The organism is Bacillus cereus group sp. BfR-BA-01453, from assembly GCF_022662915.1.
GTDB classification, from domain to species: Bacteria; Bacillota; Bacilli; order Bacillales; family Bacillaceae_G; genus Bacillus_A; species Bacillus_A paranthracis.
Window position 1 is genome coordinate 77,514 of the sequence record NZ_JAKUEN010000012.1, and the last position, 24,694, is coordinate 102,207.

Genomic DNA, 24,694 nt, shown 5'->3' on the forward strand with positions numbered 1-24,694 from the left:
TTAACCCAACCCCGTGAGGTTGAGAAGGAAGTCGGAATATACTCTATACGTATGTCCTTTTCTAGGGATACGTATGAATTTTTGGCCTTCTCATCATATCAGGTGAGAAGGCCTTTTGTTATTCTTCCATAGCGACTGTAGAAAGAAAATGAGGAGGAGTAATAATGAACGTCACTACTGATGTACAATCAACAACAGAGGAGACGAAAGAGAAAAGATATAAAACACTATTTGGGTCTGCGCTAGGATATGCAGCAGAAGGCTTAGATATGTTGCTCTTATCTTTCGTACTCGTCTACATTTTAAAAGAATTTCATTTAAGCCCTGTTGAAGGTGGGAACTTAACTTTAGCTACTACAATAGGAATGCTAATTGGGTCTTATTTATTTGGATTTATTGCTGATTTATTTGGGCGTATCCGTACGATGGCCTTCACAATCTTACTATTTTCACTCGCGACAGCACTTATTTATTTCGCAACAGATTATTGGCAATTATTAATTCTTCGCTTTTTAGTTGGAATGGGAGTTGGTGGTGAATTCGGTATTGGAATGGCCATCGTAACTGAAACATGGTCGAAAGAAATGCGCGCAAAGGCAACATCCGTTGTGGCACTTGGATGGCAATTCGGCGTACTAGTCGCTTCACTCCTACCAGCATTTATCGTTCCACACTTTGGATGGAGAGCCGTTTTCTTATTTGGACTCATTCCCGCACTACTAGCTGTCTATGTCCGAAAAAGTTTAAGTGAACCGAAAATATGGGAACAAAAACAACGATACAAAAAAGAATTGTTACAAAAAGAAGCCGAAGGTAATTTAACAACTACTGAGGCAGAGCAACTAAAGCAAATAAAAAAATTCCCACTCCGAAAATTATTTGCAAATAAAAAAGTAACGATAACAACAATTGGTCTTATTATTATGTCATTCATCCAAAACTTCGGATATTATGGAATTTTCACATGGATGCCAACTATTTTAGCAAATAAATATAACTACACATTAGCAAAGGCGAGCGGCTGGATGTTCATCTCTACGATTGGTATGCTAATTGGTATTGCAACTTTTGGTATTCTAGCTGATAAAATTGGTCGCCGTAAAACTTTTACAATCTATTATGTCGGTGGTACTATATACTGTCTCATTTACTTCTTCTTATTCACAGACTCAACATTATTGTTATGGGGAAGTGCATTGCTTGGATTCTTTGCCAATGGCATGATGGGAGGATTCGGGGCAGTTTTAGCCGAAAACTATCCTGCTGAAGCTCGCTCTACAGCAGAAAACTTTATTTTCGGTACAGGACGTGGTTTAGCTGGATTTGGGCCTGTTATTATCGGCTTACTTGCTGCAGGTGGTAATTTAATGGGAGCATTATCCCTCATCTTCATTATCTATCCAATTGGTTTAGTTACGATGTTATTATGTGTTCCAGAGACGAAAGATAAAGTATTAGAATAGATTGAAACTGTATCCTTCAAAAAAATAGGTGGATAAATAGGAAAGAGGAAGTATCTCAAATGAGATGCTTCCTCTTTTTATATAAATACAATTATTTACTTTGATTTACTAGCTTTTTGGAACAAGAAGGAGGTTTTCTCTTCTTCTTTTACAATACCTTGCTTTAAAGCTAATTCCCCCGCAACTTTTGGCGCTAGCCATAGCATTGGGAACAACAGAATGGATACCGGGACAGCTGTTACTACGATAAATGATTGCAGCGCATTAATACTTCCCTCACCCATGTATAAAAGAATCGCTGCAACTGTTCCCATAATAAGCGACCAAAACACTCGTAAGCTAATTCTAGGGTCTCCATCTCCAGTAACTGCCATTGAAATCGAATACGCCATTGAATCCCCTGTTGTTACTACAAATAAAATTGTTAATAAAAGAAATGCCGGTCCAATAATGTGAGAGAGTGGCAGTTGCTCTGTAATTGCAATCATAGCCGCTGGCATACCAGATTCACTTAATGCTGCCGATATAGAACCAGGATTCATTAACTCATAAAACACACCTGATCCCCCTAGTATAGTAAACCAAAACGTTGTAATAATAGGTGCAATAATTCCAATTGCAACGATGATTTCTCGGATTGTTCTTCCTCTTGAAATGCGGCTCACTAAAATTGCCATCATCGGTCCATACCCAATAAACCATCCCCAGAAAAAGATTGTCCACGATCCTAACCAAGTTGTATCACCACGATATGTGCTCATTGGAATAAATTCATTTATATAAAATCCAAACGAAGAAACAAATGAATCAATAATAAATCCACCTGGTCCAAATAGTAATACGAATAGCATTAATAAAACTGCTAACCTAACATTTAAATTACTTATAATTTGAATCCCTTTATCAATTCCTGTTACCGCAGATATAGTAGAAACAGCTACTACACAAACAATAATGGCTAATTGAGTCGTAAACACATCCGGGATGTTAAACAATGCTTGTAGGCCATAACTTGCTTGTAGGCCTAAAAATCCAATTGGACCAATCGTGCCTGCCGCTACCGCAATAATGGCAAATACATCGATCATTGTTCCAAGCCAACTCTTTCGCAATTTCTCTCCAAAAATAGGATATAAAAGCGTTCGAGGTTTTAATGGCATACCTTTATGATAATGCCCATACATCATAACTACCGCACTAATTGTACCTAAAATTGTCCAAGCCAGGAAACCCCAGTGCATATAACTTTGTGCTAAAGCAGGCATTACTGCTTCTTTCGTTCCAGCAGTTATACCTTCATGTATTGGTGGCACCGTCATTAAATGGTACATCGGCTCTGCCGCTGCCCAGAAAACACCACCTCCGGCCAATAATGTAGACATTATAATAGCAAGCCATTTTGTCGTACTAATCTCAGGTTTTTCTAATCCCCCAAGTTTAACTCTCCCATACTTCGAGAATGCCATACACATTGCAACAATAAATGTACCAATTAATAAAACTTGCCAGAAGGCACCAAAATATTTAATTGAAGCTGCAAAACTGCTATTAATGACTCCCTCTACATAATTTTTATTTAAGAAAACCGCAATTACAAATAATAAAAGCGAACCACCACTCATAAGAAATACAGGCCAATCCGTTTTTCGACTCTTCATCCTCATTTACACTTCCTCCTTCCTCAGCAATCTAAAAAAACAACTTTATTATGTTTTATTGTTTACACCCAAAACACAATGATTATATAAGCATAATAATTTATCTATTTCCTACACACTTATGTTGTCCCTAAAAATATGCTAAATCCCTTATTTAAAAGAAAATTTCTATTCCTCTTACATAAAAAAGCAAAATAAAAGACCTTATATTTCTATAAGGTCTTCGAAACAGAAATTTGATTATAACATAAGGAACTCCTTGGTTCAAAAAGCTCCTTCCAAAAATAACCGAGGGTAAAGGCTTCCATTTGCTACGTAACAGTAGTTAAAAAAAATTATATTTTTACAGAAAATGCCCTATACTACAAACTATTTATGAAAAAAATTCGGCTTCAAAATTTCATTCGGATACGGTTTATGATAAATATGAGTGGTAGCTGGAGATAACGGCGGAATGAGCCACACCCAATTGCCCGTTACAACACGACCACAAGCAGCTTCTTGCTTCTCAAATTGCTGAAATTGTTGCGCCGCAGTATGATGGTCAACAATACTGACTCCTTGTTTTTTAAAAGAATGTAAAACAGCCACGTTTAATTCAACTAATGCCTTATCTTTCCATAACGTACCGTTTCTTGATGTATCCAAATCCATCATTTCCGCAACTGCTGGAAGTAAATTATAGCGATCATGATCCGCTAAGTTACGTGCCCCAATCTCTGTTCCCATATACCATCCATTAAACGGAGCTGCTGTATAGGAAATACCGCCAATTTCTAAGCGCATATCTGAAATCATTGGAACCCCGTACCATTTTGCTCCAAGTGACGAAATTGGGTATTCTGGGTGTTCAATTGGCACCTCTTTTACTTCTTCTTTCGGAATTTCTTTATATATCGGCGCTTTTCCATCTATAGAAAACACAAGTGGCAATACATCGAAATTCGTACCTTCTCCTTGCCAGCCAAGTTCTTGACAAAAATCTGTAAACACAGCGGAATGAGAGTCACCAATCACTCCCATTTCTGTTTTATATCCTGCATACCGAATCAATTGGTGATTATAAATTCGTATATTATTTTCTTCACCTTGATATTGCTTAAAAATTGTAATGGTCGGTTTCACTTTTCCGTTGTTCGTTGCATATTGAATATGATGAATTAATGCATTATATACACCTTCCTCATCATTTACTTCACGTGCATCTAATATGTGCATCTTACTCCAAAATAGTCTTCCGATACATCGATTACTATTGCGCCATGCCATTCGCGATCCGTGAACAAGTTCTTCAAATGTATGTTCATACGTCCCCGTCTTCTCTATTTCAACTCGAATTTCTTTCATGCGTTCTTCTATGAATTGTTCTTTATTAAGCTCTTTATAGCAAATCGTAATAAAATGACTCGCTTCCTCTATTAATTGCTTTGTTTTACTCATAAGCGATCTCCTTCTATTTCAACAAAACGTTACTACTTTACAGTATAAGCAAAAAGAATAAGAGTCACAAACGAAAGTCGAAGTGTTACTTTTATTGTACTATCTTTCAGAAAATTAAGAGATTACTATTGACTTTCATGAAAAATAGGTGTATTTTTTACTCAGGTAAATTATTTTTACCTAGACCAACTTTTAGAGAGAAAGGAGGAAATGTCATGTCTTCATTTCAATTGCCAAAGCTTTCATATGACTATGATGAACTAGAGCCATATATCGATAGCAATACACTTTCTATTCATCATGGAAAGCACCATGCGACATACGTAAATAATTTGAATGCCGCATTAGAAAACTATTCGGAATTACATAATAAATCTTTAGAAGAGTTACTATGTAATTTAGAAGCTTTACCAAAGGAAATTGTTACAGCTGTCAGAAATAACGGTGGTGGACATTATTGTCATAGTCTTTTTTGGGAAGTAATGAGCCCACGGGGTGGCGGCGAGCCTAATGGAGACGTTGCAAAAGTAATTGATTATTATTTCAATACCTTTGACAACTTAAAAGATCAACTGTCTAAAGCAGCAATTAGCCGTTTTGGAAGTGGTTATGGATGGCTTGTCCTTGATGGTGAAGAACTTACTGTAATGAGTACACCTAATCAAGATACACCTTTGCAAGAAGGCAAAATTCCATTACTTGTCATTGATGTATGGGAACATGCCTATTATTTAAAGTACCAAAATCGTCGCCCAGAATTTGTTACCAACTGGTGGCATACAGTGAACTGGGACCGGGTAAATGAAAAATATTTACAAGCAATTCAATCACAAAAACATTAGTCGTGCGTATAAGGTAAGTTTGGTAATGTAAAATTAGTATTGTCGAAATCCTCCAGAATCCCCCGGATTGCCACCGGGGGATTTATGATTATTTCATTGCATGTATGTAATAACGTAATACTTTTTCCATTTCTATTTTCAACCCTCGGAACGGGAATCCTAATTCATTAGCTTTTCCATTATGTAATGTACAATTAGTCACTTCATTATAAGGTGCTACATGATCTCCTACTTCTTGAATGAGTGATTTTATTCCCGTATTTTCTTCTATAAAATGAATAATTTCCCGAGTAGAAACTACCCCGTTGCTACAAGCATTAATTGGCCCTTCTATTTCTTTCATCCCGCACCAAAATAAAAATTCCCCGGCTTCTTCTTCATGTATAAACGACAATTTTCCATCTAGATCATTCACTGCGACAGGTTCTTCTCTCACAATATGTTCAACATAAAATTGTAACCTTTTCGTATAATCGTTTTTTCCAATAACAACTGGAAAACGAACTGCAACAACTAGAAATGTTGCTTGTTGAAATACAACTGCTTCGGCTAATCTCTTCCCTTCACCATAATTGAAGTCATTCCTATCTCCATACGCAATTGCATACTCGTACGGATTGAAGTCCTCTTCTAATAAACTTAGTGTTGGTTCATAGACAGCCATTGAAGATGTCATAACGTATTTCTTCGTTTTCCCTCGTAACACTTCACATATTATCTTCGCTGCGTTCGAGCTATAGCATAAATTATCGAATACAATATCATAACTTTTATCTGCTAGACGCTCTGCTAGTTGTTTTTCATCTTCTCTATCTACAATAAGTCTTTTTACTCTACTCCCAAAAGAATCTTCCGTAATTCCTCTCGTCGCAATCGTTACATCGTGCCCATCTTGCAAAAGTGCTTCTACTAAATGTTTACCAAAAAATCTAGTTCCCCCTAGCACCAATACCTTCTTCAACTTTATCATCCCCATTTCGATAAATTGTAAAATACTACCTCTCTATTATAAATGCTAACATATAAAAAGCATGGAACTCGTTTAACGATTCCATGCTTTTCTACAAAAAATATATTAACGTACTCGATATTTATAAATACAATAACAGAAGTATAAAATAGAAATTACAGATACATAAACCCATAATTCATATACGAATCCCTCTCCCCATACTCCCATAAAATAAAAGAGTGAAGGTAACGTCAATGTTACCCAAGATTGTACGAAGGCAATCCTTCCAAGATATTGATTGATGTTCTTTTTTTGTGTATTTAATACAAAGAATAAATACCAAAGTAATGCCCACATAAACCACGTTAACGCATTCACAACATCGTGGAATTGAACAAATGAAACAACCATATAGAATAAAGCAATAATTGCTACCCAAATGCAGAACCACCCTAAACCGCTACTATCCATTCCTTTTATAAAAGTAACACCTACATATAAATAGGTTAATCCGAATAAGAAAGTAGCTGCATATGAACATACCGTCCAATTACTTTGATCAGAAATCATGATTAAATAGAACGGAATAATAATTTGTAGTGCACCCACAAATAAGTTAAAAACACCTGCACTTTTCATCTCTGCTTTTCCTAATATAACAAGACTATTTAAAAATAAAGCTGCACCCGAAAGTAATAATCCTACGTAACCCATATGTATTCGTGTGAAAGTCTTTCCCTTTCACACTTTTAACCTCCCCACAATATAAAGTGATTCTTTATTATTTTTCTTCCTATTTAAAACTACATACATAATTTTTAATCCAAATAGGTCAGACTTCCTACCTTGAAGAACACCGAATTTAAAACGCTTTCAATCATAAATAACCCTATCAGAACATTAATAGGATTCCTTGATTATAAACGTACTCTAACCATGACACAAGTATTGATGTTATTTTAAATATTACGTTTTTTATTTCTATAAAAATTAATAGGATAATGCACTTTTTCTATCTTATTCTACTAATTTCTAACATGGAATATTATAAAATGAGCTAGTCAGTAATACATTCATCTTTATAAGATAATCGTATACTGACCTAAACTTTCATAGTCAATATTGATAGTTTCTCATCCCTAATAATTGCTATTTATCATAAATATCATTCGGATTAATTGTAGGAATAAATCCATTTATAGAACTATATTTTTTAGATACGGTATTTGGAGTAACGGTAAACGTTACAATCTTATTACTTTGTTGTTTAAAATAGCGCATCCAATTTTGACTCCATTCATCTTTCGTAATAACTTGTTTATTGAAGTCCTCCCACAATACACCATGTATAAAATTCAAGGATGTATTTTTGATTGTGTCAAATCCCCAATTCTGTATAAGAAGCAAATCAGAATCAACACCTTTTATTTCTTTTAATAAATTTACATATGCTTCGCGAAATTTCCCTTGTGTAACTGGCTGATCATAAAAATAGTCGTCAATATCACCAGCGGTATCTAAAAACACACCGTCTATTCCTTTTCCAATAACTTGCTGTTTCACTTTATTTACAACAATCCGCCGGTAATGTTCATCAGCTAAATTCATAATATATGTATCCCACTGCTCAATCTTCATTTTCTTACCGTCTCGATAATAATAGTCTGATTCAACTACTTGCGATTTATGCCACGATTCTAATTCTAAAACACTAACATACCCAAGGACTACTGTTCCTGATTTTTTTAATTGCTGAACTTGCTCTTTCGAAAATGCATATGGCTCTATAATGACCATGTCATACTTTGAAAGTCCCTCAATTACTTGCTCATTTGCTTCACCATAATAAATTTTATAACTTCGTACATTTTTTAAAACTGGTTCCACGACATTTGCTTGGGCGAATGTACTTGAGGAAAAAATAAAAGAAAATATAGCTAAAAAGCATATGGAACGTTTCCACTCCATAATAATATTCCCCCCCTATAAAACTGTAATTTTTTATCATTTTAAATATTAATACAAGTATAGTAATACAATAACATTTTACATTTTTTCAAGCTCGATATTTAATAAAAATTCCAATAAATACAATACATTAACAAAAATTAGAATTTATTTCACTTGAATTTACTACATCTCTGTTGATAAAATGATTTGGGCTTTATATATTTTAAAATAATTCTTTTAAATTATGTATTTTATTTCAGTGTACTATTCCTCAAAATTAAATTCGCAAACGAAAGAAGGGATTTTTTATGCACTATAGACAATCTAATTTATTACAAAAAATGATTGAACCTACGATTCTCTTTATTGCTCTATTTTTTCTCTCAATACTAACTGATTTTCTAACACCAACGTATGAATACTTCTTACTCTTATTTATTACATTAATTATTTCTAGCCGGTATGGCATATCTATCGCTCTTTTCACCTTTCTAGAAGCAATGATTTATATTTTTGTAAGCGGTATATATAAGGAAGATGATATATTACTGTACTTTTATTCATTAGATTACTGGATTAATTGGATTTTCTTACTTGTTATTAGTTTATGTTGTGGACTAATGAGTACTGCACAAAAGGAACGGTATGAAGATGTACATATGATAAATAATGAGCTAAAAGCCGAAAATAAAGAATTAAAATATGTTGTGAAACAATTGGATGAAACACGTATTACACTACGTTCTCGTGTACTTGAATCAAATAATCACTTATCTAAAATGTATCATATGTTTAAAGCTTTAAATCATACACATCCTGAAATTGTACTCGATGAGGGGATAAATGTATTAAAAATGTATTTCGGAGCAAAAAAAATTGGTATCTATCACGTCGATAACAATAAACAATCACTTCGTATTAAATTAAGAGCAGAAACTGGTAAAAATACATTACCTCAATCCATTTTTGTTAAAAATGCTTCGCTAGTCATCAAAAATGCCCTAGCACATAATCGACCTTTTTTCCGTACAGAAGAGGATTTTCAAGACGCTCCACTTTTAGTTGGTCCCGTCCTATTCCAAGATGATGTACAATACGTCATTATATTAGACGAAATTGAATTTTCAAAAGTAACTTCTGAGCAATTCGAACTTTTCACATGGTATTTACGCTGGATGGGTGATCGTTTACAAAACGCTTCTAATCTTTGGCTATCAAGTCAAGAGGATCGTACATTCCCTAAAACGAGCATTTATTATGAAGATGAATTTGAACATTTACTAAAAATAGAAAAGAAACGTTACGAAACATTATCTTATCCATATTCCTATTTTGAATTTACTGTTCCACAAGATTCCTTAGAAATGATAAATTCTATTTTAAAAGATCATTTGCGTGATATTGATATATTAGGTTATAGCACGCTCGAGCAAAAAGTTATGATTCTATTACCTGGCACTGAAGAAAAATTTTTATTACCAGTCAAAACTCGTATACAAAACGCTCTTTCTTCTAAAGGAGTGGTATTCTAATGATTTTACTCCTTCTTTACTTTATTTATGCTATTTTGGTTTTTCTTTTATTTCGATTTACGAAAGGTTTGATTACTGAAGATAAGAAAGGAATTATTGAGTTTTGCTTAATTATCTCTCTCCTTTTCCCGCTTGTCGGACTTATTGTATCAGCAATCATGTTATTACTGAATATAAGACGCTCCAAGACCGAGTGGTTACAGCAATACTCTGAGTATGTTTCCTTTCAAGTTGATCATTATGAAGATATTTTGGCATCAGCAAAACAAGATATGGACCTAATTTCATTTTCTTCTGGATTAGAACTAGATAAGCCTGAGTTACATAAACAACTCATTGTACAGTTAAGCTCCTCCCCTATTTCCAATGAAGGAGGCTTATTGAAAGAAGCCATTCACCATAAAGATCCTGAAACTGTACATTACGCAGCAACTACTATTAATTTACTAAATGAACGGTACGAAAAACAGATCGAATACTTAAATAAGCAATTTCTACAAAATCCACAAAATGAAATTGCAAAAGAATTGGTTTCTAACTATTTAAGATATATAGACAGTGGTCTTCTTTCTAATCAGCAAAAAGAAAAAATAATCGCCGAATTTATGAATTTTATTACACAAAGTGTAGAACTATTCCCTACCGAACCTCTTTATCCTTTCCACCTTGGAAATCTGTTTCTACATACAAAACAATATGCAAAGTCTGAAGAACAATTTTTAAATCTTATTCATTTCTATCCTGAATCATATTACGGTTATGTTGGGTTACTTGAAATATATTATGAGCAAAAGTTATGGGACGAGCTCTATAACTTAATCAATAATCTAGCAGCTGCAAAAAGAGTTCATATACTACCGCGTAAATATCAATTATTTGTAAGGCAGTTTGGAGGCGCACACATTGAAAAAGGGGATTAATATATATATCGGAATTGTTAGTATCATTTTATTTCTCTTAATTATATCTATCCTTATATATCGAACAGAAAATTTCTATCAAAAGTTTTCTGTTCCTAAAACTAAAAAAACAGATATTGTTAAAACACTCAAAGCAAAAGATGTAGCCCAAAATGGACAAAAAATGCAATTATACGTTTTAAAAACGGATAATACATTAGGGCAACAAGTCGAATTTAATACGAAAAAGGCAATGGATTACGCACACCTACACTATAAAAATATTACAGCTAATGAAATTAAGGGACTTACTCCCTCTCCCTATACAGGAATTATTATTACAGGTGAAATAATGGCGCAACTTCCACAAGCTGATATTCAAAATTTTGTACAAATGGGCGGAAGGATTATTATCGCAAACCGACTTGATTCAGATTCTTCCTGGAACACATTATTTGGTATTACAAAAAAAGAAGGCTTCAAAGATGTGAAAGGATTAACCTTTGAAGAAGTTTTATTCCCTGGTTATCCTGATCTCTCAAGTTCTTCTCCATTGTTCACTCATAGCTCAATGAATATTACGCTAGATGAGAATACAACTAATACTTGGATTACTGCAGAAGACACTCCCATCCTTTGGACCAATGACTACGGTGAAGGAAAAGTCTTATATTGGAATACAACAGCATTGAACGATAAATTAGGTAGAGGTATGTTCGTTCAATCACTGGGTACTATTTTCCCGACTTTCGCTACAGTACAACTTGGAGCGGAGATTATGTATATCGATGACTTCCCATCTCCAATTCCAAGTGGAGAACTAAAAAACTTAACAACAGAAAAAATTTCTGTTGAAGAATTTTATAAAAAACATTGGTGGAAAAATATGAAGGATATCTCTGAAGAACTTGATATTAAATATACAGGGGTTGCAATTGGGACATATCAAAATAAAGTAACGCCACCCTTTGAAAATTTTACAGGTAAAAATAGAAATACCTATTTATTATTTGGGAGAGAATTATTAAGTCACGGTGGAGAAATCGGTATTCATGGCTATAACCATCAACCTTTATTATTACCACCAGACCCAGTAGATAAAGCACTTGAATATGTTCCATGGAATTCAAAAGAGGACATGGAGAGATCCTTAGATGCTTTACAAAAACTCGTGTATAACTTCTTTCCAAACGAAAAACTAAAAACCTATGTACCACCATCCAATATTATAAATACAACTGGATTAAGTGCATTAAATGACGCGGTTCCAACTATGGAAACAGTTGCTTCTCTATATGTGGGAAGTAAAAGTAACGGCAGTTTAATTCAAGAATTTGGACCAGACGAGCACAACAAAAATATTTATCACTTCCCACGTATTACGAGTGGCTATGCTATTTCAGATGAAGAACAATTTATTTTAGCTGATGTTACTGCAAATTTAGGGGTTATCTCACATTTCGTCCATCCAGATGATATCCTTGATGAAAAACGTTCGGGTAATTTAACGTGGGAAGAATTATTTAAAGCTTATAAAACGACAATTAAAGAAATACGAGAAAGATATCCTTATATAAAAAGTATGACACAAAGTGAAGCAACTGCTTCCATGAAAATTTATCAAACCGGTGATTTAGCTGTTTCTTATGAAGATGATGCTGTTCACATTGCATATAAAGGATTACCAAACCACACTGCAACGATTATACGTGTGGAAGAAGGGAAAAAATTGAAAACCGGTTCATTCCCATACGGCACAGTTACAAAGCTAGATTCACAAATTTATAGCGTTATATTAAAACAAGCTAACGCTACAATTCCAATTAAAGGGGTATAGCAGATGAGAATAGGTTTAGTCGTTGAAGGAAGTTATCCTTTTGTCAGTGGCGGAGTAGCAAGTTGGGTACAAATGATTATCCAACAATTTAAAGAACATGAATTCACCATTTTTGCGATCGTACCGCAAATAAAAACAGAAGAGGAATATCAATATGAAATTCCTAACAATGTAAAAGATATCATTATGATTCCCTTACAATCAGAAAGTGACTCAAACCATATAAAAACCAATTTAACGACTGATGAAGTACAAACACTTCAAAAATGGTTTACATTCCAAGCTAACGACACAGAAGCATTACAAATATTAGGGAACAAGCAAAAGCTAGGAACACTACATTCCTTCTTCGAAAGTCGTGAATTTTATGAAATAGTGAAAGAAAGCTATTTGTATGAAGAAAGTAGTGGTTCTTTCTTAAATTACTTTTGGATGTGGAGATCTATGTTCACACCAATCATTCAAATTTTACAAATTGATTTTCCTGAATTAGATCTTATCCATTCTGTATCTACAGGCTATGGTGGGCTTCTTGGAGCTGCAATTAGTGCCAAATCTGATATACCATTTATTCTAACGGAGCATGGTATTTATTCCCGGGAACGTGAAGAGGAAATACTCCAATCAACTTGGATACCAATTGAATATAAAAAAAGGTGGGTTTCTTTCTTCCATCATTTATCTCACCAAGCATATGAACAAGCTGCTGATGTGATTACGTTATTCGGACGGAATAGTGCATATCAAAAAGAACTAGGAGCTCCGGCCCATAAACTAAAAATTATTCCAAATGGTGTTACTTTATCTGACTATAAAGGGCTACGTAAGCCAAAACATAATTCAGATAAACTCATTATTTCTGCTATTATACGAGTTGTGCCAATTAAAGACGTAAAAACAATGATTTATGCAGCTAAATTATTATTAGAAAAAGATATTCCGTTTATCTTCTACTTATTAGGTCCTGATACAGAAGAACCAGAGTATGCCCAAGAATGTCGTGATTTAATTCAGCAACTTGGATTAAAAGAACATGTAATAATGACTGGCAGAGTAAACATTAAAGATTACTTAAAACAAACGGATATTCTCGTATTAACTAGCATATCTGAAGGGCAACCACTAGCTATGTTAGAAGGAATGGCATCGGGATTACCATGGGTTGTTACAGACGTTGGTTCTTGTAAGGAGTTAATTTATGGACAAGATGAAGATCCTTACGGCCAATGTGGCTTTGTTGTACCACCTGTATCTCCTGAACAAGTTGCCACCCACTTAGAATGGTATTATCGCCACCCTGAATCCATTCAACAATTCGGAAACAATGGGCGTAATCGTATTGAAGCATATTATCAATTATCAGGTGTTGTTGATAGTTATCGTAAGCTTTATTTAGAAAGGGGTGCGAAAACATGGCAGGTATAGGATTTCGATTACAAAAATTATTTCAGGAAGACTACTATTCTTCAAGGGTAAAAGCTTATGGATTTTCGTTATTTGTTACAGCTGGTCCTTGGTTAGTCGTTATTTTAGCAGTAACAACTATTCGATTCATTTTGAATTTATTTCATTCTATTTCAATTGAAGAACAGCGTCTTTTCACTATTTCAATTTCATATTGCTTTATTTTTTCTCAAATTATTTACGGAGCATTGCAGCTCATTGTAACTAGATATGTAGCTGACCTTTTATACGAACAAAAAGCTGATAAAGTATTTTCTTCATTTTTAGGAATGACGAAGATTACACTTTTTTTAGCTATTATGTTATGGCTTTTGTTTGCATTTTTCACACCGTTAGCTTTATATTATAAAATCGTGATGCTATTTTTATTTTTAGCTTTAAATATCATCTGGATTCAGTCCATTTATTTAACAGCAGCTAAAGATTATCAATCAATTGCACTAGCATTTTTAATTGGATCCATTTTTTCCCTATTAGGAATTATCCTAGTAGCTTACTGGCACCCTACACTTGGGTTAGAACATGGATCTGCCCTATTGCTTTTAATTTCTTTTACACTCGGTACTTTCATTACACTAGTATGGTTAAGTATCGTTATTGTACGAATGTTTCCAAATAGTGATGCTACTGAACAATTTACCTTTCTGTCTTATTTAGATAAATATCCAGAATTATTTTGGTCAAGCCTCTTTTACAATGTGGGTATTTGGGTATGTAATTTTGTTATTTGGTTTGGAGACGGTCGAGGAAATATTGAAAACACATTTATTTATCATCAAATTTATGATACTTCTGTTTTCTGGGCGTATTTAAGTATTATCCCAACCTATATTTTCTTTGTAGTATCCATTGAAACCAGGTTTTATGAAAGATATAAAAAGTTCTTCGGTTCGGTAAATAATGGCGGAACATTACATACGCTTTTACAATTGAAAGATTCCATGAACTTTGTCTTAAAGCAGGAAATGGAACGTATACTTCGTAATCAAGGTATTTTTTCCTTACTTATTATTTTTATAATATGGATGTTTAGTTCGCAATCTGGAAAGACAACACTTAATTACTCTATTCTACAACTAACTATAGTTGGTGCTTATGCAAATGGAATGGTGCTCGTTATTACATTACTACTCCTATACTTTGAGGATCGTAAAGGGGCATTTCGAACATCAGCTATTTTCTTTTTTGCAAACTTGTTATTAAGCCTTATCCTACTTCCATTTGGATTCAATGGTTACGGCATTAGTTTCGCCGTTGGATCTTCTATTACATTCCTATATGCTATTTCTAGGCTCTTTACTTACATTAAAGATATTGATTATTATACATTTTGCCAGTCAAATATTCCTATAAAACAGCGGACCTTTTTTACCAAATTAGCTAATAAACTTAACGGGAAATAAATACAAAAATGACCTTTGCTCATGCAAAGGTCATTTTTTGTATCTACATATTAAACTTCCAAATAGCCATTTTTATTATTTGATTGCCATCTCCAAGAATCTGCACACATTTCTTCTAATCCACGTTTTGCTTCCCATCCTAGTTCACGTTTTGCCTTTGATGCATCTGCAAAACATATTGCCACATCGCCAGGACGACGCTCTGTAATTTTATAAGGAACTTTTTTTCCTGAAACCCTTTCAAATGCTTCAACCATCTCAAGTACACTATACCCTGTACCTGTGCCCAAATTATAAGCATCTACTCCTGTTGTATTCAGTACTTTCTCTAGCGCTTTTACGTGACCTTTTGCTAAGTCTACAACATGTATGTAGTCACGGATGCCTGTTCCATCTTTCGTTGGGTAGTCATTTCCAAATACACTTAATTCTTTTAGCTTACCTACTGCCACTTGTGTGACATATGGCATTAAGTTATTTGGAATTCCATTTGGATCCTCTCCAATACGTCCACTTTCATGTGCACCAAATGGGTTGAAATAGCGAAGTAACGCGATACTCCATTCTCTATCTGCAAACGCTACATCACGCATAATTTGCTCAATCATTAATTTCGTTTGACCATATGGATTTGTTGCACTTAATGGAAACTCCTCTGTAATCGGTGACGTTTCCGGAATACCATATACAGTTGCGGATGAACTAAAAATCATCTTCTTTACATTATGTTTCTGCATTACTTCACATAGCACTAAAGTGCTCGTAATGTTGTTATGATAATATGTTAATGGAATTGCTACTGATTCCCCTACAGCTTTAAATCCTGCAAAGTGAATAACTGCTTCGATTGCATTTTCTTCAAAAATTGCGTCAAGTGCTTCTTGATTTAAAACATCTTCTTTATAAAACTTAAATTGTTTTCCTGTTATTTCTTTCACTCGATTTATAGATTCTACCGAGCTATTCGAAAGATTATCAACTACTATAATTTCGTAACCGCTATTTAGTAATTCTACACATGTATGACTACCAATATACCCTGCTCCACCTGTTACAAGTATTGCCATAATTATAGTCCTCCATATTTCATTCATTATAAACTTCTCAAAGTATATCACATATTTCTTATCCTATGTTTAATATGCGAACACAGAAACTTACATTTTATCCCATAATAATTTTATAACATATACGATTCCAATCAAATAATAAGAAAAACGCCACATAATTTTTGTTATGTGGCATTTTTCTTATTAAATTACGTAACAATATACACTTAGAAAATGTGCAAGACTACCTAATAATACAAAAACGTGAAAAATTTCATGATGTCCCATATATTTAAACTCTAGCCACTTTGGCTTTGTTCCATAAATAAATCCACCAATTGTATAAAAAATGCCCCCAAGTACTAAGAAAACAATGCCCCCTGTACTTAAATTCTCTGCTAACGGTGCAAAGAATAAAACAATTAACCAACCCATCGTAATATAAATTGCTGTCGATAACCATCTTGGACAATTAAACCAAAACATTTTAAACACAATGCCACAAATCGCAGTTGCATAGACTAAACAAAATAATAGCAAACCACTTGCTGAATTTAATGTAATTAAGCAAAAGGGTGCATATGTACCTGCAATTAATATAAAAATCATAGAATGATCTAGCTTCCTAAAGAAGTAAATAACACGTTCATTGGCCACAACACTATGATATACAGCTGACGCCGTATAAAGGACCATCATTCCAATCCCAAACAAAATAACAGCTGTAATTGCAGCAAATGATGGCATCTTGATAGAAACTTTCACAAGCATAGCTAATAAGGCAATAAATGATAATATCGCTCCACCTAAGTGAGTAAATGCATTAACTGGTTCTCTTACGTAAGTATTCATAATAACACCCCTCATATAATTACATGTAGTTTTAATAACTACGTGTAATTATATACACATTTCTTTTTAAGGTCAACATTTACAATTTATTTGTTTCGTAATACCATATTTAAGGATGTATTAGACATTAAGTTCCACTAAGTTATAAAAGTGAGGGATTCTACGTGGAAAATATAAATGAATTACTTGAGACATTGCATTTAGAAAAAAATATTAAACTTGAGGATATTCCAAATGTTGACTTATATGTAGATCAAGTTGTCCAACTATTTGAGAATACTTATGCAGATACAACGAGAACTGATGATGAAAAAGTATTAACAAAAACGATGATTAATAATTACGCAAAAGGGAAACTATTCATCCCTATCAAAAATAAAAAATATTCAAAAGAGCATATGATTTTAATTAGCCTAATTTATCAATTAAAAGGTGCTCTTTCCATTAACGACATAAAAAGTTCATTAGAAACTATAAATGACTCCTTATTAAATGATGATTCATTCGAATTAAATACGTTATACAAAAATTATCTTGCTCTTACTGAAAGCAATGTCGAAAGCTTTAAACAAGACGTAAATAACCGTGTTACAGAAGTAAATGAGATTTCTTCCTTAGAAGACACAAAGCTAGAAAAATTTCTACTACTAACATCCTTCGTGACTATGAGTAATATGTATAGACGTTTAGCGGAGCAACTAGTGGATGATTTAAAAGAATCATAAATAAAAAAACTATCCACCTATTAAAGTGGATAGTTTTTATTTACTTAATTGCTTCATGAACTTTTAATTGTTTCCCTTTAATCGTTGTAGTCTTCATGACTTTCAAGACAAGTGGTCCTTTTCCATTTAATATTTCGACGTAAGAAACATTATCTTGTATCGTAATAATGCCTATATCTTCTGCTGTAACACCTTTAATTTTAGCAATTGTACCGACGAAATCTACCGCCCTAATTTTCTTTTTCTTCCCGCCATTAAAGTAAAGCTTCATAATGCCTTTGTTGATGTCTGCATTTTTATCTTTCTTTATAATTGGTTTAGCATGTATCTTTTCTTCAAATGCAGCTTTCCCTTTCATAACTTCTTCTTTTGAAGGTCCAATTACCTTTGGAATTTCAAAGCCAATATACTCCTCAATCTCTTCTAAAAATCTATTTTCATATGGTGTTATAAATGTAATAGCTTTTCCACTATTTCCAGCTCGTCCCGTTCTTCCAGTACGATGTACATAGCTTTCTTTTTCAAGTGGAATATCATAATTAATAACATGTGTAATATTATCAATATCAATTCCTCTCGCAGCTACGTCTGTTGCTACTAAATAACGGAATTTTCCTTTTCTAAAATCATCCATGACTTCAAAACGATCTTCTTGTACCATACCACCATGTATTTTGTCACAAGGATAGTTAGCTCGTTTTAATTGTCTATATACATGATCTACATTTTCTTGTGTACGGCAGAAAATAATACAGCTATCAGGATTCTCAATCGTTGTTACATCTTTAAGTAGTGAAAGCTTCTCGTCTTCTATCGCCTCAAAAAGAGTATGTTCAATTTTATCCGTCGTAATCCCAGCCGCTTTAATTTCAATATGAGTTGGTGCATTCATATATGTACGTGATAACCTTTCAACATCTTCCGGTAATGTTGCTGAAAATAACATTGTCATTCTTTTTGTAGGTAATTCATCAATAATTGCCTCTACTTGATCGATAAAGCCCATGTTTAGCATTTCATCCGCTTCATCAATCACTAAATATTTTAATCGCTCTAAAGAAAGGGTCCCTTTTTCAATATGATCCAATACACGCCCTGGAGTCCCTACTACAATATGCGTCTTTTGCTTTAACTCTAATTTTTGACGTGCAAATGGGGATTTACCATAAATTGCGGCGGCTTTAATTCTTTTGAATCGCCCTATATTTGTAATATCTTCTTTCACCTGTACCGCAAGCTCTCTCGTTGGTGTTAAAACTAATGCTTGCGGTTTATTCTCTTCCCACTCCACCATTTCACAAAGTGGAATACCAAATGAAGCTGTTTTTCCACTTCCCGTCTGGGACTTCACAACAAGATCCTTCTTTTGTAATGCGACTGGAATAACCTCACCTTGTACTTCTGTTGGATGATCATACCCTAACCCAGTAAGTGCCCTTACAATTTCTTTACTTAATTTATACTCAAAAAAACCTTTTTTACTCATATATTAACCTCATTTTATTCTGTATTATTTTCTTTTTTATCTTTTGTATACGTTACTATCGCCCTACTTATTATACTTGAAACCTCACATAAAAAGATGGATTATGCCAGATTCATCTTTTTACATAGAAATAAACCTTATCATTTCATATATTGTTCAACTACTTGATAACATCTTTTGCTCGTATTGTTAGCATTAACCTTTTCATAGAATCCTACATCCACTCAAAAAAATAAAAAGAATACATACATCCTTGTATAATTACCTTAATTTCCTAACCTTTCTATAGACGAACAATATAAACAAAAAAACATTTTAAATTCGTTTTTAACGTTGTTTTTTAGATATAAAATCTACTTTTTAAAAAAACGTTAAGAAATCCTTTGACTTTTTAATGAAAACAATGTAAATTATCATATGGACGAACATTTTTTATTAATAAAAATAAAATATTCGTATTTTAGGGGTGTAAATGATGGAAAACGTATTCGACTATGAAGATATTCAATTAATTCCTGCAAAATGTATTGTGAACAGCCGCTCTGAATGTGATACAACTGTCACTTTAGGTAAACATAAATTTAAATTACCTGTCGTACCTGCAAATATGCAAACGATTATTGATGAAAGAATTGCAACGTATTTAGCTGAAAATAATTACTTCTATATCATGCATCGTTTCCAACCAGAGAAACGAATCTCATTCATTAGAGATATGCAATCACGTGGATTAATCGCTTCTATTAGCGTTGGTGTAAAAGCGGACGAGTATGAATTCGTACAACAGTTAGCTGCTGAACACCTTACACCTGAATACATCACGATTGATATCGCGCATGGACATTCTAATGCTGTAATCAACATGATTCAACATATTAAAAAGCATTTACCAGAAAGCTTCGTTATCGCTGGAAACGTTGGAACTCCAGAAGCGGTAAGAGAATTAGAAAACGCTGGTGCTGACGCAACAAAAGTTGGTATTGGACCTGGTAAAGTTTGTATTACTAAAATTAAAACAGGCTTTGGAACTGGTGGTTGGCAGCTAGCTGCACTTCGCTGGTGTGCAAAAGCTGCAAGTAAACCAATTATCGCTGACGGTGGTATTCGTACACATGGCGACGTAGCTAAATCTATTCGATTTGGGGCGACTATGGTTATGATCGGTTCTCTATTCGCTGGTCATGAAGAGTCTCCAGGGGAAACAATCGAAAAAGACGGCAAACTTTATAAAGAGTACTTCGGTTCAGCTTCTGAATTCCAAAAAGGTGAGAAGAAAAACGTTGAAGGTAAGAAAATGTTCGTTGAGCATAAAGGTTCTTTAGAAGACACTTTAATCGAAATGGAACAAGATCTTCAATCTTCTATCTCTTACGCTGGTGGAACAAAATTAGACTCTATTCGTACTGTAGATTATGTAGTCGTGAAAAACTCTATTTTCAACGGTGATAAAGTATATTAATTTTTAAATTTAACTCGAAGGACAAGCAGTTTTATGCTTGTCCTTCTTTTTCATATATATAGAAATGTAAAATATTTTCATTTTACTGAATTTTCTAGTATCATGTTTTTAGATACTTATAATAAGGGGGATATAATATATGAAAGATGTAATTGAGAAACGCCATATTCGTGCAGAAGTTCCTACTGAATTAACATGGGACCTCTCTGATTTATACGAATCTGATAAAGAGTGGGAAACTGCATTACGTGTATTAACAGATGATATAAAAAAACTTGATGCGTTTAAATGTCAATTACACACTAGCCCCACTATCTTATTACATTGCCTACTTTTAGAAGAAGAGCTTTTAATGAAGTTAACAAAACTATACTCCTACGCAAATTTAAAAGAATCTACCGACCGTACAAATCCAGTTATTCAAGCGAACTCTTCCAAAGTTGCTGCTTTATGGACGAAAGTACATACGGCGCTATCCTTTATTCATAATGAAATTCTCTCATTAGAAGAAGGCACAATTGAAAAATATTTAACTGAAGAAACAAAACTCGAACCTTTCCGTAAATCATTACTAGACATACTACAAAAAAGGCCGCACACGCTCTCTCCTGAAACTGAAGAAGCACTTGCTGCACTTGGCGAGGTACATAGTTCTCCATACAAAATTTACGGTATGACTAAATTAGCCGATATGGATTTTAACTCCATACAAGACGAACAAGGAAATGAACTTCCTGTCTCATTTGCATTATTTGAAAGTAAATATGAGTTTTCTCCAAGCGTAGACATACGTAGGAAAGCATACTCATCATTTGTTTCCACCTTGAAACGATATAAGAATACAGTGGCAACAACATATGCGACTGAAGTAAAAAAACAAGTAACACTCTCTCGTTTACGCAAATTTGAATCTGTTACTCATATGCTTTTAGAACCTCAAAAAGTTCCACTTGAAATGTATAACAATCAACTCGATATTATTTATAAAGAATTGGCGCCTCATATGCGCCGTTTTGCAGATTTAAAAAAGAAAGTATTAGGACTCGATCAAATGCTGTTCTGCGACTTACATGCACCTTTAGATCCCGAATTTAATCCAGCAATTACTTACGAAGAAGCAGGAAAACTCATTCAAGAATCTTTACAAGTACTTGGCGATGAATATAGTACCATTATCGAAAAAGGATTCAAAGAAAGATGGGTCGACCTTGCAGATAACGTAGGCAAATCAACTGGAGCATTTTGTTCAAGTCCATACGGTTCTCATCCATACATTTTAATTACATGGCAAAATACGATGCGTGGCTGCTTCACATTAGCTCATGAATTTGGGCATGCTGGTCATTTTTATTTAGCAAATAAAAACCAGCGTATTATGAATGTACGTCCATCTATGTACTTTGTTGAAGCACCATCTACAATGAATGAATTACTATTAGCCCAGCATTTATTAGCGACCACTGACGATAAGAGAATGCGTAGATGGGTCATTCTGCAACTACTCGGCACATATTATCATAACTTTGTTACTCACTTACTTGAGGGAGAATATCAAAGAAGAGTATACAGCCTAGCAGAAGAAGGTGGAGCACTTACAGCTACAACTTTAACTGAAATAAAAGCAAATGTACTTTCAACATTCTGGGGAGATTCCGTAGAAATTGATGAAGGTGCTGGCTTAACCTGGATGCGTCAACCTCATTATTATATGGGCTTATATTCTTACACATATTCCGCAGGCCTGACTGCATCTACTGCGGTGGCTCAAATGATTAAAGAAGAAGGACAACCTGCCGTTGATCGCTGGTTAGATGTACTTCGCGCTGGTGGTACGATGAAACCACTTGAATTAATGAAACATGCCGGAGTCGATATGTCAAAACCAGACGCAATCCGCAGGGCTGTTTCTTACGTTGGTTCCTTAATTGATGAATTAGAGCGCTCTTATCAAGAATAAAGTGAAACTTTAATCAGTGGGGGGTGTCCATCCCCCACTGATTATTAGCCCTCACCAATCGGGCTTTTACGGGCAGCCCGCTCCCTACCTAACTTCTTTGCTTCCGCTGAATTTTGAGGTGGGGATCTTACTGCCCGGCAAATAGCGGGATAAAAAATAAGCCCTCACTTTATGAGGGTTTATTTTTTATTTACTTTCCAAACCTTTTACGGTATCCACATTTTCTACATAGCTCTTCAACTGCAACTCTTCTCGAAAATCCATCAACAATGTTTGTTGCTCTTTCGCCTTCTATAATGTTAGAGAATGAATCATTATTAATATTTCCAAGGTTAATAATCCCTTCACCATCTAAACAACAAGGAATAACCGTTCCGTTCGCTAAAATACCAGCTTGATTTCGAAGACCATGACAGAATCCTTTTCCATCATCCTCTTCTTCATGCAACGCTGGCCACTGGAATTCATAGTCTTGATTAATAAAGACGCGTTCGGCAATTTTTATACCTTTTCCTGGTGTAAGCTTCTCTTCAATTTGATAAGATAGATCAAACTCATTTTCGATGATGGATAATAACTCTCTATTTTTCTGGATTTCAGCATTCGTTTTATTATCCTGCGTTAAATTCCATAATCTTAGTGAAACAATTAAATCTGATTGGCTTGTTGCCTCTCTAATGAAGGAAAGTATACTTCTTACATACCCCTCTTTGTCTTGTGAACCTGGGTGCCCATCAAAACTATGCAGTGAAAAATTCATTTGTCTTAAAGCAGGCTTATTTAACAATCTATGCCTTCTCTTATTAATTAACGTTCCGTTCGTTGTAATATTAACTTTAAACCCTTTTTCGTGGCTTAAATCTAACAATTGATCTATTTTTGGATGCAGCAACGGCTCACCCTTCACGTGCAAATAAATGTAGTCTGTGTGTGGTTTAATTTGGTCTAACCTTTTTGCAAAATCCTCCACAGAAATGAATTGCTTCTGTCTTTCCGTCGGCGGACAAAAGCTGCACGCAAGATTACATACACTCGTAATCTCCAAGTAAAATTTCTTAAACTTCTTCACCTTTAACTCCTCACTTCTATGACTACTTATACTTTTTCCTCTTCATATTACAGCATACTTTTTTAGAAATAGAAACATACTTATTTTAGGAAATATAGAAAACGGCCACATCTGTAGCCGTTTGAATGTACTATTACTATTTATGATACGGTTCCCCGCGATTAATACGAAACGCTCTATACACTTGCTCAAGCAATACTAATCGCATTAATTGGTGTGGTAACGTCATCTTTGAAAAAGAAAGTGATTCATTTGAACGCTTCATTACTTCTGAACTTAGTCCAAGTGATCCACCAATTACGAATGCAACTTTACTCTTCCCATATGTAGCAAGACGATCTAAGCTTACTGCAAATTCTTCTGATGATTTTTGCTTTCCTTCTATCGCTAACGCAATGACATGCGTATCATCAGAAATTTTATCTAGTATACGTATACCTTCTTTTTCTTTTACAATTAACATTTCTGCTTCACTTAAATTTTCTGGTGCCTTTTCATCTGGCAATTCAATTACTTCTACTTTTGCGTATGCAGATAATCGTTTTAAGTATTCTGCTATACCTTGTTTTAAATATTTTTCTTTTAATTTCCCAATTGAAATAATCGAGATATTCACACGTATTCCCCACCTTACAAACATGTTATCCACATAACTTA

The 24,694-nt window shown here is 34.1% G+C and carries 20 protein-coding genes; 10 read left to right on the top strand and 10 right to left on the bottom strand.

The genetic code is table 11. The features are described 5' to 3' along the window. Window positions 1–164: 164 nt before the first annotated feature. Window positions 165–1,463, top strand: coding sequence for an MFS transporter (locus MR070_RS20590; protein WP_088065077.1), 1,299 nt, complete (start codon window positions 165–167; stop codon window positions 1,461–1,463). Between the two features lie 95 nt (window positions 1,464–1,558). On the opposite strand, the gene MR070_RS20595 is transcribed toward MR070_RS20590, so the two are convergent. Together MR070_RS20595 and MR070_RS20600 are read right to left on the bottom strand one after the other, a co-directional pair. Continuing rightward, window positions 1,559–3,127 (bottom strand): BCCT family transporter, encoded by a 1,569-nt coding sequence (locus MR070_RS20595; RefSeq protein ID WP_139896033.1) that lies wholly within the window; start codon window positions 3,125–3,127, stop codon window positions 1,559–1,561. Window positions 3,128–3,490: 363 nt separating this feature from the next. After that, a complete protein-coding gene (locus MR070_RS20600; protein WP_197225594.1) occupies window positions 3,491–4,561 on the bottom strand; it encodes a nitric oxide synthase oxygenase in 1,071 nt (356 codons plus the stop codon). Window positions 4,562–4,776: 215 nt separating this feature from the next. On the opposite strand from MR070_RS20600, the gene sodA reads away from it, so the two are divergent. After that, on the top strand, window positions 4,777–5,403 hold the full coding sequence (sodA, locus tag MR070_RS20605) for a superoxide dismutase [Mn] (protein WP_000094046.1): 627 nt from the start codon (window positions 4,777–4,779) through the stop codon (window positions 5,401–5,403). An 88-nt stretch (window positions 5,404–5,491) separates the two neighbouring features. On the opposite strand, the gene MR070_RS20610 is transcribed toward sodA, so the two are convergent. The 3 genes from MR070_RS20610 to MR070_RS20620 all read right to left on the bottom strand — a co-directional run bounded on the left by MR070_RS20610 (window position 5,492) and on the right by MR070_RS20620 (window position 8,323). Further along, window positions 5,492–6,373: an NAD-dependent epimerase/dehydratase family protein gene (locus tag MR070_RS20610; RefSeq protein WP_242261934.1), complete on the bottom strand. Its 882-nt coding sequence runs from the start codon at window positions 6,371–6,373 to the stop codon at window positions 5,492–5,494. 105 nt (window positions 6,374–6,478) lie between these two features. Further along, window positions 6,479–7,069 (bottom strand): AmiS/UreI family transporter, encoded by a 591-nt coding sequence (locus MR070_RS20615; protein ID WP_242261935.1) that lies wholly within the window; start codon window positions 7,067–7,069, stop codon window positions 6,479–6,481. Window positions 7,070–7,504: 435 nt separating this feature from the next. Continuing rightward, complete coding sequence (locus tag MR070_RS20620; protein WP_000454995.1) at window positions 7,505–8,323, bottom strand: endo alpha-1,4 polygalactosaminidase; 819 nt, start codon at window positions 8,321–8,323, stop codon at window positions 7,505–7,507. A 290-nt stretch (window positions 8,324–8,613) separates the two neighbouring features. Here MR070_RS20620 and MR070_RS20625 point away from each other — a divergent pair, with 290 nt between their 5' ends. Genes MR070_RS20625 through pelG form a run of 5 tightly spaced genes read left to right on the top strand, consistent with a single transcriptional unit; the run spans window position 8,614 to window position 15,440 of the window. After that, entirely contained in the window at window positions 8,614–9,837 is a 1,224-nt protein-coding gene (locus MR070_RS20625; RefSeq protein ID WP_242261936.1) for a GAF domain-containing protein, read from the top strand. Then, window positions 9,837–10,757 carry a tetratricopeptide repeat protein gene (locus MR070_RS20630; protein WP_044791870.1) on the top strand — a complete coding sequence of 307 codons (921 nt, stop codon included), beginning with the start codon at window positions 9,837–9,839 and terminating at the stop codon, window positions 10,755–10,757. The genes MR070_RS20625 and MR070_RS20630 overlap by 1 nt, the downstream gene beginning before the upstream one ends. Beyond that, window positions 10,741–12,573 (top strand): DUF2194 domain-containing protein, encoded by a 1,833-nt coding sequence (locus MR070_RS20635; RefSeq protein ID WP_242261937.1) that lies wholly within the window; start codon window positions 10,741–10,743, stop codon window positions 12,571–12,573. The genes MR070_RS20630 and MR070_RS20635 overlap by 17 nt, the downstream gene beginning before the upstream one ends. A 3-nt stretch (window positions 12,574–12,576) precedes the next feature. Beyond that, window positions 12,577–13,998, top strand: coding sequence for a GT4 family glycosyltransferase PelF (gene pelF / locus MR070_RS20640; protein WP_070807264.1), 1,422 nt, complete (start codon window positions 12,577–12,579; stop codon window positions 13,996–13,998). Beyond that, the gene (pelG, locus tag MR070_RS20645; protein WP_242261938.1) at window positions 13,986–15,440 is read left to right on the top strand and encodes an exopolysaccharide Pel transporter PelG; all 1,455 of its coding nucleotides are present in this window, start codon (window positions 13,986–13,988) and stop codon (window positions 15,438–15,440) included. Before pelF ends, pelG begins: the two co-directional genes overlap by 13 nt. A 50-nt stretch (window positions 15,441–15,490) precedes the next feature. Here the strand turns inward: pelG and galE are convergent, their stop codons facing one another. Continuing rightward, window positions 15,491–16,507, bottom strand: a complete 1,017-nt coding sequence (gene galE, locus MR070_RS20650) for a UDP-glucose 4-epimerase GalE (protein ID WP_000996533.1) — start codon at window positions 16,505–16,507, stop codon at window positions 15,491–15,493. A 186-nt stretch (window positions 16,508–16,693) separates the two neighbouring features. Further along, on the bottom strand, window positions 16,694–17,341 hold the full coding sequence (trhA, locus tag MR070_RS20655; RefSeq protein WP_001099729.1) for a PAQR family membrane homeostasis protein TrhA: 648 nt from the start codon (window positions 17,339–17,341) through the stop codon (window positions 16,694–16,696). A 164-nt stretch (window positions 17,342–17,505) separates the two neighbouring features. On the opposite strand from trhA, the gene MR070_RS20660 reads away from it, so the two are divergent. Next, on the top strand, window positions 17,506–18,066 hold the full coding sequence (locus tag MR070_RS20660; RefSeq protein ID WP_000427879.1) for a DUF1836 domain-containing protein: 561 nt from the start codon (window positions 17,506–17,508) through the stop codon (window positions 18,064–18,066). A gap of 40 nt (window positions 18,067–18,106) precedes the next feature. Here the strand turns inward: MR070_RS20660 and dbpA are convergent, their stop codons facing one another. Next, window positions 18,107–19,552, bottom strand: coding sequence for an ATP-dependent RNA helicase DbpA (dbpA, locus tag MR070_RS20665; RefSeq protein ID WP_113712183.1), 1,446 nt, complete (start codon window positions 19,550–19,552; stop codon window positions 18,107–18,109). Between the two features lie 475 nt (window positions 19,553–20,027). Between dbpA and guaC the strand changes: the two genes are divergently transcribed. Both guaC and pepF read left to right on the top strand, forming a co-directional pair. Continuing rightward, on the top strand, window positions 20,028–21,011 hold the full coding sequence (gene guaC, locus MR070_RS20670) for a GMP reductase (protein ID WP_000432432.1): 984 nt from the start codon (window positions 20,028–20,030) through the stop codon (window positions 21,009–21,011). Window positions 21,012–21,150: 139 nt separating this feature from the next. After that, window positions 21,151–22,968 (top strand): oligoendopeptidase F, encoded by a 1,818-nt coding sequence (pepF, locus tag MR070_RS20675; protein WP_070807267.1) that lies wholly within the window; start codon window positions 21,151–21,153, stop codon window positions 22,966–22,968. 190 nt (window positions 22,969–23,158) lie between these two features. Here pepF and MR070_RS20680 read toward each other — a convergent pair whose 3' ends face one another. Further along, window positions 23,159–24,037 carry a radical SAM/SPASM domain-containing protein gene (locus MR070_RS20680; RefSeq protein ID WP_000713634.1) on the bottom strand — a complete coding sequence of 293 codons (879 nt, stop codon included), beginning with the start codon at window positions 24,035–24,037 and terminating at the stop codon, window positions 23,159–23,161. A 136-nt stretch (window positions 24,038–24,173) separates the two neighbouring features. Next, the gene (gene rlmH / locus MR070_RS20685; RefSeq protein ID WP_001027003.1) at window positions 24,174–24,653 is read right to left on the bottom strand and encodes a 23S rRNA (pseudouridine(1915)-N(3))-methyltransferase RlmH; all 480 of its coding nucleotides are present in this window, start codon (window positions 24,651–24,653) and stop codon (window positions 24,174–24,176) included. Window positions 24,654–24,694 lie beyond the last annotated feature (41 nt).